Origin of the sequence: Microbispora sp. H10670, assembly GCF_014161385.1 — a bacterium.
In the GTDB taxonomy this organism is placed as follows: domain Bacteria; phylum Actinomycetota; class Actinomycetes; order Streptosporangiales; family Streptosporangiaceae; genus Microbispora; species Microbispora triticiradicis.
Genome location: NZ_JABBWW010000046.1, coordinates 1 through 14,018, shown reverse-complemented (window position 1 = coordinate 14,018; position 14,018 = coordinate 1). Strand labels below are relative to the sequence as shown.

General features: G+C 71.8%; 11 protein-coding genes and 1 rRNA gene. 5 read left to right on the top strand and 7 right to left on the bottom strand.

What is annotated here, in order from left to right:
* Positions 1-5: 5 nt before the first annotated feature.
* The 5 genes from HHX33_RS33590 to HHX33_RS33570 form a co-directional block, all read right to left on the bottom strand.
* Positions 6-2,183 carry a hypothetical protein gene (locus HHX33_RS33590; protein ID WP_182878082.1) on the bottom strand — a complete coding sequence of 726 codons (2,178 nt, stop codon included), beginning with the start codon at positions 2,181-2,183 and terminating at the stop codon, positions 6-8.
* A 37-nt stretch (positions 2,184-2,220) separates the two neighbouring features.
* Positions 2,221-4,509 (bottom strand): hypothetical protein, encoded by a 2,289-nt coding sequence (locus HHX33_RS33585; RefSeq protein ID WP_182878081.1) that lies wholly within the window; start codon positions 4,507-4,509, stop codon positions 2,221-2,223.
* Complete coding sequence (locus HHX33_RS33580) at positions 4,506-6,824, bottom strand: hypothetical protein (RefSeq protein ID WP_182878080.1); 2,319 nt, start codon at positions 6,822-6,824, stop codon at positions 4,506-4,508. Before HHX33_RS33580 ends, HHX33_RS33585 begins: the two co-directional genes overlap by 4 nt.
* 252 nt (positions 6,825-7,076) lie before the next feature.
* Positions 7,077-7,889: a fructosamine kinase family protein gene (locus tag HHX33_RS33575; RefSeq protein ID WP_182878079.1), complete on the bottom strand. Its 813-nt coding sequence runs from the start codon at positions 7,887-7,889 to the stop codon at positions 7,077-7,079.
* Positions 7,876-8,337, bottom strand: a complete 462-nt coding sequence (locus HHX33_RS33570) for a low molecular weight protein-tyrosine-phosphatase (protein WP_182878078.1) — start codon at positions 8,335-8,337, stop codon at positions 7,876-7,878. Before HHX33_RS33570 ends, HHX33_RS33575 begins: the two co-directional genes overlap by 14 nt.
* Before the next feature lie 163 nt (positions 8,338-8,500).
* Here HHX33_RS33570 and pstS point away from each other — a divergent pair, with 163 nt between their 5' ends.
* From pstS to HHX33_RS33545, 5 genes are read left to right on the top strand one after another with little or no spacing between them, the layout of a single operon-like run.
* Complete coding sequence (gene pstS, locus HHX33_RS33565) at positions 8,501-9,610, top strand: phosphate ABC transporter substrate-binding protein PstS (RefSeq protein WP_117408838.1); 1,110 nt, start codon at positions 8,501-8,503, stop codon at positions 9,608-9,610.
* Between the two features lie 4 nt (positions 9,611-9,614).
* Positions 9,615-10,595 (top strand): phosphate ABC transporter permease subunit PstC, encoded by a 981-nt coding sequence (gene pstC, locus HHX33_RS33560; protein WP_182878077.1) that lies wholly within the window; start codon positions 9,615-9,617, stop codon positions 10,593-10,595.
* A complete protein-coding gene (gene pstA, locus HHX33_RS33555; RefSeq protein WP_117408840.1) occupies positions 10,592-11,476 on the top strand; it encodes a phosphate ABC transporter permease PstA in 885 nt (294 codons plus the stop codon). Before pstC ends, pstA begins: the two co-directional genes overlap by 4 nt.
* Positions 11,477-11,479: 3 nt before the next feature.
* Positions 11,480-12,256, top strand: coding sequence for a phosphate ABC transporter ATP-binding protein PstB (pstB, locus tag HHX33_RS33550; RefSeq protein ID WP_117408841.1), 777 nt, complete (start codon positions 11,480-11,482; stop codon positions 12,254-12,256).
* Between the two features lie 36 nt (positions 12,257-12,292).
* Entirely contained in the window at positions 12,293-12,997 is a 705-nt protein-coding gene (locus HHX33_RS33545) for a response regulator transcription factor (protein WP_310740672.1), read from the top strand.
* Positions 12,998-13,009: 12 nt separating this feature from the next.
* Here the strand turns inward: HHX33_RS33545 and HHX33_RS33540 are convergent, their stop codons facing one another.
* Both HHX33_RS33540 and rrf read right to left on the bottom strand, forming a co-directional pair.
* Complete coding sequence (locus tag HHX33_RS33540) at positions 13,010-13,867, bottom strand: phosphotransferase family protein (protein WP_220502473.1); 858 nt, start codon at positions 13,865-13,867, stop codon at positions 13,010-13,012.
* A gap of 74 nt (positions 13,868-13,941) precedes the next feature.
* Positions 13,942-14,018, bottom strand: a 5S ribosomal RNA gene (rrf, locus tag HHX33_RS33535); the annotation flags it as partial.

Here is a 14,018-nt window from a genome sequence, read left to right as displayed (position 1 = left end):
CCCGCCTACGCCGGAAGCTCGACGACGAGCGTCTCGTCGGTCACCGGTCCGGGCGACGCGGCCTCCTTGCGGCTTCCGTCGGCCATGAAGAACCTGGCCTTCCACGTGTAGCTCTTGTGCGTGCGGTCCTGGATCGCCAGCTCGAACTTCTGCTCCGCGCCCGGCTTGCGGAAGGTGAAGGTCTCGCTCTCGTCGATGCCGTGGGCGGGGTCGGCGTAGTGGATCTCGACGGTGGCCAGCTTCACCAGGGTCCAGTCGATGAGGTCGGGCACCACCGCGACCGTCAGCGTGACGGACTCCTCGCCGAGCAGCAGGGTGCGTCCGGTGACGGCGAGCTCGCCGCTGTCGGAGGACGTGCCGTCGCGGTAGGTGGTGATGGCGCGGTAGGTGACCTCGCCCTGCCCCTCGTCGATCACCGGGAACGACCAGTCGCCGGACCGGTTGTCCTTGTCCAGGGCCATCGAGGAGGTCTGGCGGTAGTCGTTGCGTGCGTCGGCGTAGGTGAGGTCGACGAAGATGCTGTCGATCCGCCGCTCGAAGTCCCCCCGGGTGCGCAGCTGCACCGTCCGGGTCGCCGAGAACGGGTCGTCCACGTAGAACCGCCGGCCCTTGAGGCCGGTCAGCTCCTTGACGTACTCGCGCCCGTCCTTCATGAAGTACTTGATCGAGCCGCCGTACGGCTGGACCGGCTCCAGCAGCAGCTCCCGCACGGTGGCCTTCTTGGTGTTCTGGTCGATCTGGAAGCGCTGCACCGCCGGGACGCCGGGCGCGATCTCGGGGTGCTCCAGCGTGAGCACGGCCCTGCTCACCTGCTCGAAGTTCATGTCGCCGATCTCGACGTCGACCAGCCACAGGCCCAGCTCGTCCACGTTGATCTTCAGGTCGGTGGTGTCGTCCTCCTTCCACTGGGAGGTGAAGACCCGGCTCTCCCCCTTGTAGTTGACGACGTACTGGTACTTGAACTTGGTCGGCCCGCCCTCGGTGAAGGCCGTGAACTTCCCGATGTCGTCCGCCTTGCGGAAGCCGAAGGTCTGGACGCCGTGCGTCGCGGTGTGCGGCGGATAGTCGATCTTCACGTCGACGCTGAAGATGGGCAGGTCGGCGAAATCGGCGTTCACCTGGACGACCAGGTTGAGCTGCCGGAAGAACGGGTCGTCGAGGTCGACCTCCATGGCGAAGTCGTCCCAGGCGAATCCCTGGCCGACCAGCGACGGCATGTTCGCCTGCGGATGGACCCCGACCGAGGCGACCTGGTTCTCCCTGAACTCGATGCGGACGTCCGACCGCTTGTCCACCATGACGCTGCGCCGGATGTTCTCGAAGTCGTCGTCGCGGATCTTCGAGAAGTCCCGGTTCTCCGGCGGGACGGCCTCCAGCAGGTTCCGCTTGACCGCCTCGTCCAACTGCTGGGTGACCGCGCTGCGCATCGTGTCCAGCACCTTCGCGGTCGCGGGGTCGTCGCCGGGCAGCGCCCCGGAGTCGATCTCGATCGTCCGGGACTCCGAGTTGCGGAAGATCTCGCTGACCCGCTCGCTGAAGTCGTCCTCCGACCAGAAGTTCTCCTCGAAGTCGACCTCCTGGACGAAGCTGTAGAACTTTGTCGCCGTCCAGGTGCCGACGGCGCGCACCGGCGGCAGCCGGGCGGCGAACGTCAGGTCGTACACGACCTGGACGCCGCCGGCCCCCTTGCTGCTCATCACGGCCTCGAAGACGGGCGCGCCGAACTGGTTGAGCTCCGCGGAGACCGCGACGACGTTGTTCCCGTACATCGACGGCGTGCCCGCGTGGTTGACCTTCTGGACCAGGTTGCCGCTGCCGCCGAGCACGTCCACCGTGACGGTGGCGGTGAGGACCTGCGGCTTGACCAGGACGATCGTGGCCGGGTCGACCGGCTGGGCGCCGGGCCCCCGCCGGGCGGAGACCGTCTGGGCCAGCCGGCCGCGCACCGACTGCTCCTGCTGCGCGTCGAGTCCGAGCTCGATGTCCATGAAGGCCAGCGCGGCCCCCACGTCTCCGTTCGGCAGCGGCCTGAGCGTCCGATACTTGACGAACTTGAAGACCGGAAGGCCCCCGTCGCGCCGCAGCATGGGCACCTTGGGCAGCACGTGGAACCGCAGTTCGCTCTCGTCGTCGAGATAGGCGGTCGCCTCGGGCAGGTCGACGGCGCCGTAGAGCAGAAGCATGGAATCCCCTCCTGGGTTTCGCTGGCTGATGATTCGATCACCGAGTGGGTTCGAGCAGGTCGGCGACGTCGCGGACGCGGATCTCCGGGCCGGTGGGGGCGTCCAGTTCCCCGACCAGGCGCAGGCGGCCCCTGGTCCCCGACAGGGCGGCCTTCACGGCGGCGGCCTGCCCGGGGTCGAGCGTCGCCGCCAGCGCCGTGGTCCACGGCGGCAGGCCCGAACTGGTCCCCTCGGCGACGGGCGCCCACGCGCCGTCCGGCGGCCTCGCCTCCAGGGCGACCCGCCGTACGGCGACGAGCGCGGGACGAACCCTCTCCGGCTCGCCGGACGCCCTGCGGCGCAACTCGCCCAGCAGCGCGGCCCGCGCCGCCTCGGGCAGGTCGAGCCGGCTGGTGACCTGCAGGAAGGCGGTCGCGCCCGCCTCGATGAGGCCGATCGCCGGACGGCCGTCCTGGCCGAGTTCGAGGAACGGCCCCGGCGGCAGGTAGGTCCACACGCCCGGCTCGGCGTCGTCCGGCCGTATCTCGACGCCGTTCACCACGATCGGCTTCGCCTCGTCCACGACGATCGCGAGCCGCTCCGCGGGAGCCACGGGTGCGGACCAGGGACCGGCCTGGTCGCCGTCGGCCACCCGCCACACCAGACCCGGCTGGAAGGGGGAGGTGGCGATCCATCGGATCTCGGCCGCCGGCCGGTCCCGGTCGAGCCGCACGGACCGGGGCGGGTCGTCCGCGCCCTCCGCCCGCCACTCGACCCGCACGGGGGGCTTGCGGCAGGCGATCGTGGCCCGCTGCGCGCCGTATCCGGGCAGGGTCACGAGATCGAGGTCGAGGCGGTCCCGCCCGCCGAGCGGGAGCTCGATCACCCGCCCGGGCCCGGTCGGCCGGATCACCACGCGGGCGGGCAGGTCCTCCGGCCGGAGCGGGACGGCGGTCATCGGGGTGGCGTCATCCAGGCGGGCCGCCACCCGCCCGTCCGCCGTCACCACCTCCGCCGTGGCGAGGCGGGTCAGTTCGGCCGGGGCCCGCACGACCGTGAGCGGCATCGGGAAATCCGCCGGCCCGAGCAGCACGTGCCGGTCCGAGGCGGGCCGCCACGGACCCGCGACCTCCGCCGGTCCGCCGGGCAGGTCGAGCAGCGCCCGCAGCCGCGCCTCCCCGCTCGGCTCCTCCCCGGCCGCGAGCACGACGCCCGCGGTCCCCGTACGGCCGGGCCCGTCGAGCGCGGCCCCGGCCGTGACGGGCTGCGGACGCAGCGGCGGGGCGGGCGGGATCCGCAGGTCGGCGAGGAGCGCGAGCAGCCCGGCCACCGGCTCGGGCAGGTTGGCGGCGAACTCGACGACGACGTGACCCGCGGGCAGCGGCGGCGTCGTCACCCGGCGCACGTGCCGGTCCAGCGCGCCGCCGGACACGGCCCGGGCCGCGGCGAACGGATCGAGGGTGACCACCCGGTCGACGAGCACGGCGGCGGGCACGGCCAGGTCCACCCGCTCCTGGCCCGGCAGCACCTCGTCGGGGTGGCGGAGCAGGTAGCGGCCCTGTGCCGGGACCTGTGCCGGGACCTGTGCCGGGACCTCCGGGCGGGCCAGGATCTCCTTCAGGCGCAGCGCGAGCGCCCGCCCCCGGGCCTCGTCCGTCACCGGTCCGCCGGCCTCGTCCCCCGGGCCGGGGGCCGACGGCACCAGCGAGCCTGCCAGCAGTTCGTCGAGGCCGCCCGCGAGATCCTCCACGGTCAGCGCGGCCTGCGCGCCGAAGCGCGCGGCCAGCCGTACCGCGACCTCGTGGGGGTCGACCGTGGTGGCCAGGGGTAGCCGCGGCGCCACCGCCCGCAGCGTGAGCCGCAGCGTCGCGGTCACCGGCAGCGTGGCGTCCTCGACCAGCCGGGCGGCGGCCACGGCGGCGCGCGGGGCGAGCGCCACGGAAACCCGGGCGCGGGTCAGCAGGCCGGGCGCGAGCTCCACCGGCGGCGTCAGCACCTCCTCCGCCACCGGCCCCAGGCGGGCCGTGACCTCCAGCACGCCTCCCCGCAGGTCCGCGGCCGCCACCCGCAGCAGCTCCCCCTGCTTCTCGGCCTGGCGTGCCGCGGCCTCCCCGATCTCGCTCAGCGGCGAGCCGATCGCGAAGCCCGCCTCGATCCGGCCGTACGGCTCCTGCTCGCCTCTGACCAGGGTCACGAGCAGGACGGGCGTGCCGTCCGCCGCGCGTTCGAGGTCGAGCCGGTCCGGCAGGGCGATCGCCAGGCCGGGGTCCTCGTAGCCGCGGAAGACCGTGCCGGGCAGGGAGGCCAGCGGCGCCCCGAGGTCGGGCAGCCCGCGCAGGATCGTCATCGCCCGCCACCTCCCTGTGGTGACGGGCTGGGGGCCGTGCGCACCGGCAGCAGGATCGTGGCCTCGGTCTCCCGCCAGTCGCTCACGCCGATCCCGCCGGACTGCCACCACGTCTCGGTGCGGTAGCGCAGCGGAGGCGGCGGGGCCCCGGTGAGCAGCGGCCGCACCGGAACGCGCACGGTCGTGACGCCGGTGGGCACGTCCTCGGTGAGACGCACGGTGCCGCCCCTCTCGACCGTCACGACGAACGCGGCGACGCGGTCTCCCTGAGGGCCGGCTCCCCGAGGGCCGGCGAAGAGCGCGGGGACGGCCTCGACGGAGACCTCGCGGACGAGCTGCGGCTGGGCGGTGCGGTCGAACACCAGCGCCCAGATCGCCTCCCGGTCCGGATCGACGACGACCTCGCTCTGGTCGAGCACGACGCCCTGCGCGCCGGTCTCCGGCAGCGGGGTACGCGGGACCAGCCGGACGTCCAGCCCTTCGCCCGGGGACAGGACGAGATCGTCCGCGAGCCCTTCGATCCTCAAGGGGATCTGACGGCCGGCGCAGACGGCCAGGGCGGCCGGGTTCCCCGGGCGGACCCGGCTCTCGATCGCGTTCGTCAGACGGGCCTCGATGTGGGCCGCCGACGCGGCCGTGACGGTCAGGGTGAGCACGTCGCCCGCCGTGCGGTCGAAGCGCAGCTCCAGCGGCACGTCCTCGGGCGCGCCGCCGGCGCCGACCCGCACCTCCCCTCGCAGCAGGCTCAGCGAGGCGCCGAAGAGCGCGTCGTACACCAGGCGGAAGTCCTCCAGCGCGAGGGTCTCCGCGTGGGTCACGCCCAGTTCGAGGTCGATCTCGGCCTCCGGCCGCTCGACGAGGCCGGTCGAGGGGGCGCCTCCCCGCGGCAGTGCCAGCCGGAGGGAGGGCTGCGGGTCCGGGAGAACCTCCAGGCGCACGGGCGCGTCGACCCCTCTCGCCTTGGCCTCCTCCTGCAGGACCGGGCGGGCCGCCTCGAGGCGCTCCCGCACCAGGACCGGCTGGGCGTAGAACTCCAAGGTCACCCGGACGTCGTCCACCGAGGCGGCGCTCGTCGCCCGCACCTTCAGAGCGGGCGGGCGTCCGGTGCCGGGCAGCCGCGCCAGCAGGAACCGGTCGGGCAGGAAGTAGAAGCGCTCCGGCCGCGCGGGATCCTGCCAGTAGGAGTGGCTGCGACCGTCGAAGGGGATCCGCGTGCGCCCCATCGGCTGGATCCCGCCGGCCACCCCGCCAAGCCGGTTCCTGTGGGCCTCCGAGATCACCAGTGGGGCCGGTGGAGCGGTCCATTCCAGCAGCAGCCGCTCCTTGCGGTAGCCGGGACGGCCGTCCTCCATCGTCTCCCCCGTCGGGACGCCCACCGTCACCGCGCGGCCGGCGACGAGCGAGACGCCCGCCTCCAGCGAGGAGAGGGCCGCGAGCAACTGCTGCCGCAGCCCCGGCGTGGTCAGCGGCATCTCGGCGACGACGGTGGTCCCGTCGATCCGCACGCTGGGGAACGGCAGGTCGAGCACCACCGTCCCGCCGGTGATGACCGGAACGCGGTACTTCAGCGACACGGTCACGAGGTGGGGCAGCTTCGCGACGCCCGGTGCCGCCGCCGGGGAGGGCGTCTCGGCGAACGCCATGACGAGGATCGCCGTTCCGTCCCGCTCGACGATCGAGATGCGGGGATCACCGGTCGTCTCGAAGGCCAGGGAGTATCGCGGCAGCGCGTAGCGGGTGCCTCCGTCGGGGCTCTCGAACAGGTCGCCGTCCGTGGGCGACGCGCTCGGCGCGACGGGTACGTCCAGGTCGCCCCTGTGCACGGAGTTCCGCGGCGGCGTGGGCACCCACGTCCAGGGGTCGGGCGAGTCCTCGCCCAGCAGGGACCGGTCGATGATGATCGGATCCCGCCAGACGAACGGCAGCCGATCCGGGTCCACGAAGATGGGTGGGTCGGTGGCGAGGCCCGGCCTGTCGGGCGGCTCCCGCCCGTCGACGCCGGGGTGAAGGCCCAGCTCGTCAGTGTCCGGCTCGTCGGTGCCCAGCTCGTCGGTGCCCACGCCGAGGCGGCCCAGGCCCAAGCGGCCCAGATCCAGGTGGCCGAGGTCCGTGCCGACCTGGTCGAGCTCGCCGAGGGAGACGCCGACGCCCATCCGGTCGGCACCGGCGAACCTGTCCGGAGCCTGGAAGAGGTCCCCGATCCGCGCGCCGCGGATCTGGTCGAGCCCGGGCAGCCCGGGCAGCAGTCCGGCCAGGTCGAGATCACCGTCGCCGGCGTTGAACGCGAAGGACACCCCTCCGATGTCGGTCGTCACAGCAAGGCTCCCGCCGTTCGTCAACGTTCGTCCGCAGACGAGCGTGCGCGCGGGGAGCCGGGCGCCGCATGAGTAGGGCCGTACTCAAATCGCCGGGCTCAACCGGCCGCAACCGGCCGTGCTCAACCGTCCGTAATCACATGGCCAGGCTCACACCGCCGGGCTCAACCGGCCAAGCTCACCTCTCCGTGCTCACGGCACTGTGCTCCGGTGACCGTGCTCCGGTGACCGTGCTTCCGTCACTGTGCTCCGTCACAGGGCGAGCACGTCGCCGGCGGCGGTGAGCAGGCTGCCGCGGTACGCCTCGCCGAACAGGCAGACGTGCACGGCCAGCGGGTGAAGCTGGTGCAGCGGCACCCGCTCGCGCCACCCGGCGGCGAGCGGCGCCGCCTCACGGTAGGCGCCGAGGATCGTGTCGAGGCGCGGCGCGCCGAACAACGCGAGCATCGCCAGGTCCGTCTCGCGGTGGCCGCCGTGCGCGGCCGGGTCCACCAGCACGGCTCCGCCGCCGTGGGACCACAGCAGGTTCCCGCTCCACAGGTCGCCGTGGATCCGGCTGGGCGCCTCGGGTGGCCCGGCCACCTCCGCCACCCGGTCGCACGCCTCCTCGACCAGGGCCACGTCGGCCGCCGAGAGGGCCCTCCGGTCGCGCGCCAGCCGTACGAACGGGAGCACCCGGCGGGAGACGTAGAACGACGGCCAGTCCGGCGCGGGGTCGTTGTCCATCGGCAACTCGGCGATGTGACCGGGCCAGGGCGCGCCGAAGGCGTCGGCCCCGGCCGCGTGCAGGGCGGCGAGGTCCCGCCCGAACCGCTCGGCCGCCGCCGCGGTCGCCGGCCCGGTGTCGATCCACTCCAGCACCAGCGTCCCGCCGCCGGCGGCGATCACCTCGGGCACGGCCACGGCCCGCGGCTCGGCGAGCCACCGCAGGCCGGCCGCCTCGCTGTCCAGCACCCCGGCCACGTCACCGGCGCCCCGCTTGACGAACACGCGGCGACCGTCGTCGAGAAGGCCCTCGTGCAGGGTCCACGCGTGGCCGTCGTCCAGATCCCTAGTGATCCTCAAGGTGCTTCGCCACCCCCTCGCAGGCGGCCTCGACCATGCGCAGCACGTCGGTGAACCCCTGCCGTCCCCCGTAGTACGGGTCGGGCACCTCGGCGCCATCGGGGGCCGCCGGGTCGAACGAGCGCAGCAGCCGCACGTCGGCGCCCGGCGGCGCGAGCCGCCGTACGGCGCGGAGGTTGTCGCGGTCCATCACGAGGATCAGGTCGCGCTCGGCGAACCACGCGGGGTCGAACTGACGGGCCCGGTGCGCCGAGCCGTCGTACCCGTGGTCGGCCAGCGTGGCCAGCGCCCGCTCGTCCATCGGCTCCCCGGCGTGCCAGCCGCCGGTGCCGGCGCTGTCCACCTCGACGTCGCCGAGCCCGCGTTCGGCGAGCGTACGGCGCAGCACCACCTCGGCCATCGGGGAGCGGCAGATGTTGCCCATGCAGACCAGACATACACGCTTCATGAACTCAAGTCTCTCCCATAACACCCGTGACCTGCCCGTTATCTCCTGGAAGCCGCACAAGAGCGACCAGGGGCGTTCACTACGCGTTCACCTTTACCAAGGTTTTAAGTCACCTCGGCTCCCTACCGTCCCTGGTGTTGAGAAGACAAGGGGAGGAACAACCGTGAAGTATGCAGGCCGGCTCGCAGCCGCCACCCTCGCCGGCGTGCTCTCGCTCGCCGCATGCGGGACCGATGACAACTCCGGCGGCGCGGGGGCGACCGCCGGCGCCGCCGCTCCCGCTCAGGGCGACGACAGTCTGAAGGGCACCATCAACGCCGCCGGTTCCTCGGCCCAGGCGAACGCCATCGCGGAGTGGAAGAAGAACTTCCAGTCGTCGAACCCCGGCGTCAGCGTCAACTACAACCCGAGCGGCTCGGGCGCCGGTGTCCAGGCGTTCATCCAGGGGACGGTGGCCTTCGCCGGCTCCGACTCCGCGCTGAAGGAGGACAAGGGCGAGCCCGCCCAGGCCGACGCCCGCTGCAAGACCGGCAAGGCGATCAACCTGCCGATGGTGACCGGCCCGGTGGCCGTCGTCTACAACCTGCCGGGCGTGGACGGCCTGCAGCTCTCGCCGAAGACCATCGGCGGCATCTTCAACAGCAAGATCACCAAGTGGGACGACCCGGCCATCAAGGCCGACAACCCCGACGCGAAGCTGCCCTCGACCGCCATCCAGGCGTTCCACCGCTCGGACGAGTCCGGCACCAGCGACAACTTCACGAAGTTCCTCAAGGCCACCGCCGAGTGGCCGTACGAGCCGGCGAAGGCGTGGCCGGCCGAGGCGCAGGGCCAGGGCGCGAAGGGCTCCGACGGCATCGCCTCCAGCATCAAGAGCACCGAGGGCGCGATCAGCTACGTCGAGCTGTCCTTCGCGGAGAACTCGCAGCTGCAGAAGGCCAAGGTGGCCAACGGCTCGGGCGAGTTCGTCGAGCTCACCCCGGAGAACGCGGCCAAGACCGTCGAGGCCGCCCAGGTCGAGGGCACCGGCAACGACCTCAAGCTGAAGATCGACTACGCCACCAAGGCCGCGGGCGCCTACCCGATCGTCCTGGTGACCTACGAGATCACCTGCGAGAAGGGCCTGTCGGCCGACGACGCGAAGCTGGTCAAGTCGTTCCTGGGCTACACCTCCAGCGACGAGGGCCAGCAGGCGCTGACCAGCCTCGGCTACGCGCCGCTGCCGTCGAGCCTGCTGACCAAGGTCCGCACCGCCGTCGAGGCCATCTCCTAACCACATGGCCACACCAACCAGAACCACGGAGAGCGGACCGGCCGTGCGCCGGTCCGCCTTCCGGCGCAGCCGCGGCGACGGCCCGTTCCGCTTCGCCTCGACCGGCGCCGGGGTCGTCCTGCTGGCGATCATGGCCGCGATCGGGTTGTTCCTGGTCGTCAAGGCCATTCCCGCCCTCCAGGCGAACACCTCCCACTTCCTGACCGAGCTGACCTGGCAGCCGAACGCGACCAAGCCGATCTTCGGCATCGGTGCGCTGGCGTTCGGCACCGTGCTGAGCTCGCTGCTGGCGCTGCTGATCGCCACTCCGGTGGCCGTGGGCGTCGCGCTGTTCATCTCCCACTACGCGCCCCGGCGGCTCGCCTCGGCGCTGGGCTACGTCGTGGACCTCCTCGCGGCGGTGCCGAGCGTGGTGTACGGGCTGTGGGGCGTCGCCTTCCTCGTCCCGTTCATGCTCGGGCCGTCGAAGTTCCTGAACGACTACCTCGGCTGGATCCCGCTGTTCAGCGGAGAGTCGATCGTGGGCAAGAGCATGCTCACCGCCTCGCTCGTGCTCGCCATCATGATCCTGCCGATCATCGCCGCGATCTCCCGCGAGGTCTTCCTGCAGGCCCCCAAGATGCAGGAGGAGGCGGCGCTGGCGCTCGGCGCGACGCGCTGGGAGATGATCCGGACGGCGGTCCTGCCGTTCGGCCGGCCCGGCGTGATCAGCGCCGCGATGCTCGGCCTCGGCCGGGCCATGGGCGAGACCATCGCCGTCGCGCTCATCTTCCCGGCGACCTTCAAGATCTCGTTCCAGATCCTCGGCCCGTACGGCAACAGCATCGCCGCCAACATCGCCAACGGCTTCGGCGAGGCGACCGAGGTGGGCCGCGGCGCGCTGATCGCCTCGGGTCTCGTCCTGTTCCTCATCACCCTGCTGGTGAACATGGCCGCCCGCTTCATCATCGCCCGCCGCAAGGAGTACGCGAGGGCCGCAGCGTGACCGTACAGACCGGAATCCAGCCCATCTCCGCGACGCGGCGAGCGAAGGACCGCCTGGTCCAGGTGCTCGTCTATCTGGCGTTCGCGCTCGCGGTCATCCCGCTCGTGTCGGTGCTGTGGCTCGTCGTCAAGAACGGCATCGGCCGGTTCGACATGGAGTTCTTCACCCACTCGATGCGCAACATCGGGGCGAGGGACGCCGGCGGCGGCGCCTACCACGCGATCATCGGCACGCTCGAACAGGTGCTGCTCGCCTCGCTCATCGCGGTCCCGATCGGCCTGCTCACCGCGGTCTACCTGGTCGAGTACGGCGAGGGCGGCCGGCTGTCGAGAACCATCAGCTTCTTCGTGGACGTCATGACCGGCGTCCCTTCCGTGGTTTCCGGCCTGTTCGTCCTGGCCTTCTGGATCCTGGTGCTCGGCATGCCGTTCTCGGGCTTCGCCGGCGCGCTCGCGCTGTCGATCCTGATGATGCCGGTGGTGGTCCGGGCCACCGAGGAGATGCTCCGCCTCGTCCCGCGCGAACTGCGCGAGGCGTCGTACGCGCTGGGCGTGCCCAAGTGGCGCACGATCGTCAAGGTGGTGCTGCCCACGGCGCTCCCCGGCATCGTGACCGGCGTCATGCTGGCCGTCGCCCGGGTCGCCGGTGAGACGGCCCCGCTGCTCCTCACCGTCTTCGTCACCGACTCCATCAACAACGACCCGTTCAACGGCCCCCAGATGGGTCTGCCGTTGTACGTCTTCAACCAGACGATCCTGCCGACCGACGTCGCCGTCGCCCGCGCCTGGACCGGGGCGCTGACCCTGATCCTGATCGTCATGCTGCTCAACCTGGTCGCGCGCCTCATCACCTGGTGGCGTTCGCCCGCGAGGAGGAGGTAAGGAATGGCCAAGCAGATCGAAGTCGCCGGTCTCGACGCCTACTACGGCTCGCACAAGGCCATCGAGGGCATCTCGATGACCATCGAGCCGCGTTCGGTGACCGCGTTCATCGGCCCTTCCGGCTGCGGCAAGTCGACCTTCCTGCGCACGCTCAACCGCATGCACGAGGTCATCCCCGGAGCCCGGGTCGAGGGCAAGGTCCGCCTGGAGGACCAGGACCTGTACGGCCCGGAGATCGACCCGGTGTCGGTCCGCCGGACCATCGGCATGGTGTTCCAGCGGCCGAACCCCTTCCCCACGATGTCGATCTACGACAACGTGGCGGCGGGGCTGCGGCTGAACGGCCGGGTGTCCCGCTCCCAGCTGGACGGGATCGTCGAGGAGTCCCTCAAGGGCGCCAACCTGTGGAACGAGGTCAAGGACCGGCTCGCCCGGCCCGGCGCCGGCCTGTCCGGCGGCCAGCAGCAGCGCCTGTGCATCGCCCGCGCGATCGCCGTACGGCCGCAGGTGCTGCTCATGGACGAGCCGTGCTCGGCCCTCGACCCCATCTCGACACTCGCGATCGAGGACCTGATCTCCAAGCTCAAGCAGGACTACACGATCGTGATCGTGACCCACAACATGCAGCAGGCGGCCCGGGTCAGCGACAGGACGGCGTTCTTCAACCTCGCCGCCCAGGGACAGCCCGGCAAGCTCGTCGAGATGGACGAGACCTCGAAGATCTTCACCAATCCGGCCGAGAAGGCGACCGAGGACTACATCACCGGCCGCTTCGGCTGACGCGCGCTTCCTGCCGACGAGCTTTGGAGGGACCGGGTGACGGCACCCGCAGTGGAGGGGGACACTCGGACGGCGCCCATGCTCCTGGTGGCCGATCCGGACGCGGGACTGGTGCGGCAGCTCTCGGCCGCCATGCAGGCCGAGGGCGTCGACGTTACCGGCGTGCCGGACGGCGCCCAGGCACTGCTGCAGGCCGGGGCGCTCCGGCCGGACGCCGTGCTGATCTGCGCCTCCCTCCCCATCGTCGGGCCCGTGGACTTCGTCCGGGCCGTACGGCTCGCGCGAACCATGCCCGTCCTGCTCGGCATCGACCTGGGCAGCGATGCCGGGCAGGCGTTGCGGGCCCTGGAGGCCGGGGCGACGGCCTGCGTGGCCCGGCCGTACCGGGTGCCCGAGCTGCTCCCCCTCGTCCAGGCCGCCTTCCGGCGCCAGGACAACCACCGGACCGTGCTGACGATCGGCGAGGTCGAGCTCGACGTCACTGCATACCAGGTGAAGGTGGGCGGGAGCATCGTCCACCTGCCGCTGCGGGAGTTCGAGCTGCTGCACTACCTGATGCGGAACGCGGACCGGACCGTCACCCGCGAACAGATCATGCGCAACGTCTGGCACTCGACCGACGGCATGTCGACGAACACGATCGCCGTACACGTGAAGCGCCTACGCGCCCGGCTCGGCGACGTCGAGGACACCATGATCCAGACGGTGCGCGGAGTCGGCTACCGGCTCGTCAGCGGCTGAGGGCCCGCCCGCTCAGGAGAAGGTGCGGCCGAGGTTCGCGAGGCCGGCCTCCGCGTACGGCCTGATGCCCGTGCGCAGGCCGTACGCGACGTCCTCCAGCAGCGCGCACCGGGCGTAGAAGAGCATTCGCTCACGGCCCTCGTCGTCCAGCCCGCCCCGGTAGTGCTCCAGCGTCCGGGCGAGGACGGCGGGGCCGAGATCCCGGTAGACGAGCGCCAGGTCGTACGCGGGGTCGGCGACGGCGGCGTCCGTCCAGTCGATGACCCCCGTCACCGCGCTCGTCGCGACGTCCACCAGCACATGCTCGCTTCCCAGGTCGTTGTGGCAGAACGTCAGCGTCTCGGGGTCCGCGGGCGCCTCGGCGGCGAGGAACTCCTCGACCAGCCGGCGCTCCGCCGCGGGGAGACGGCCGGCGATCTCCTCGTAGTCTCCCTCCGCCTCCTCCCTGAGGTCGCGCAGTGGGTAGGCGTCGCGCGGCACCAGGTCCTCCACGCGCGGGACGGGCAGCAGGTGCAGTGCGCTGAGGAAGGCGCCCAGGGGCGCCGCCAGGCGGGGCGGCTCGGGTACGGGATGACGGTTCAGCGGCAGGCCCGGGAGCTTGGGATACGCCAGCATCCCCGCCTCGGGGACGACGAGAACCGGCCGCGGAACCGGGATCGTCGACACCTCTCCGACGACGGCGAGCAGCGCCGCTTCACGCTCGACCGTCTCTCCGCGTTCGTCGGGGTCGCCGGCCTTGCTCTGCCGCACGACCAACTCGCCGTTGACCTCGTACGCGGCGTTGTCCTGTCCCTCGCCCAGCCGGTCGATCTTCCGGACCTCGTACCCGGGCAGATGGCGGGCCAGCAACCGGCGGATCTCCTCGGTCATCGCGGCATTCCATTCCCCGGGCGACACAAAAAAAGGGGGGTCATCCCATACGGGATGACCCCCCTCAAAAAATTGTCCGGCGGCGTCCTACTCTCCCACACCGTCCCCGGTGCAGTACCATCGGCGCTGGTAGGCTTAACTTCCGGGTTCG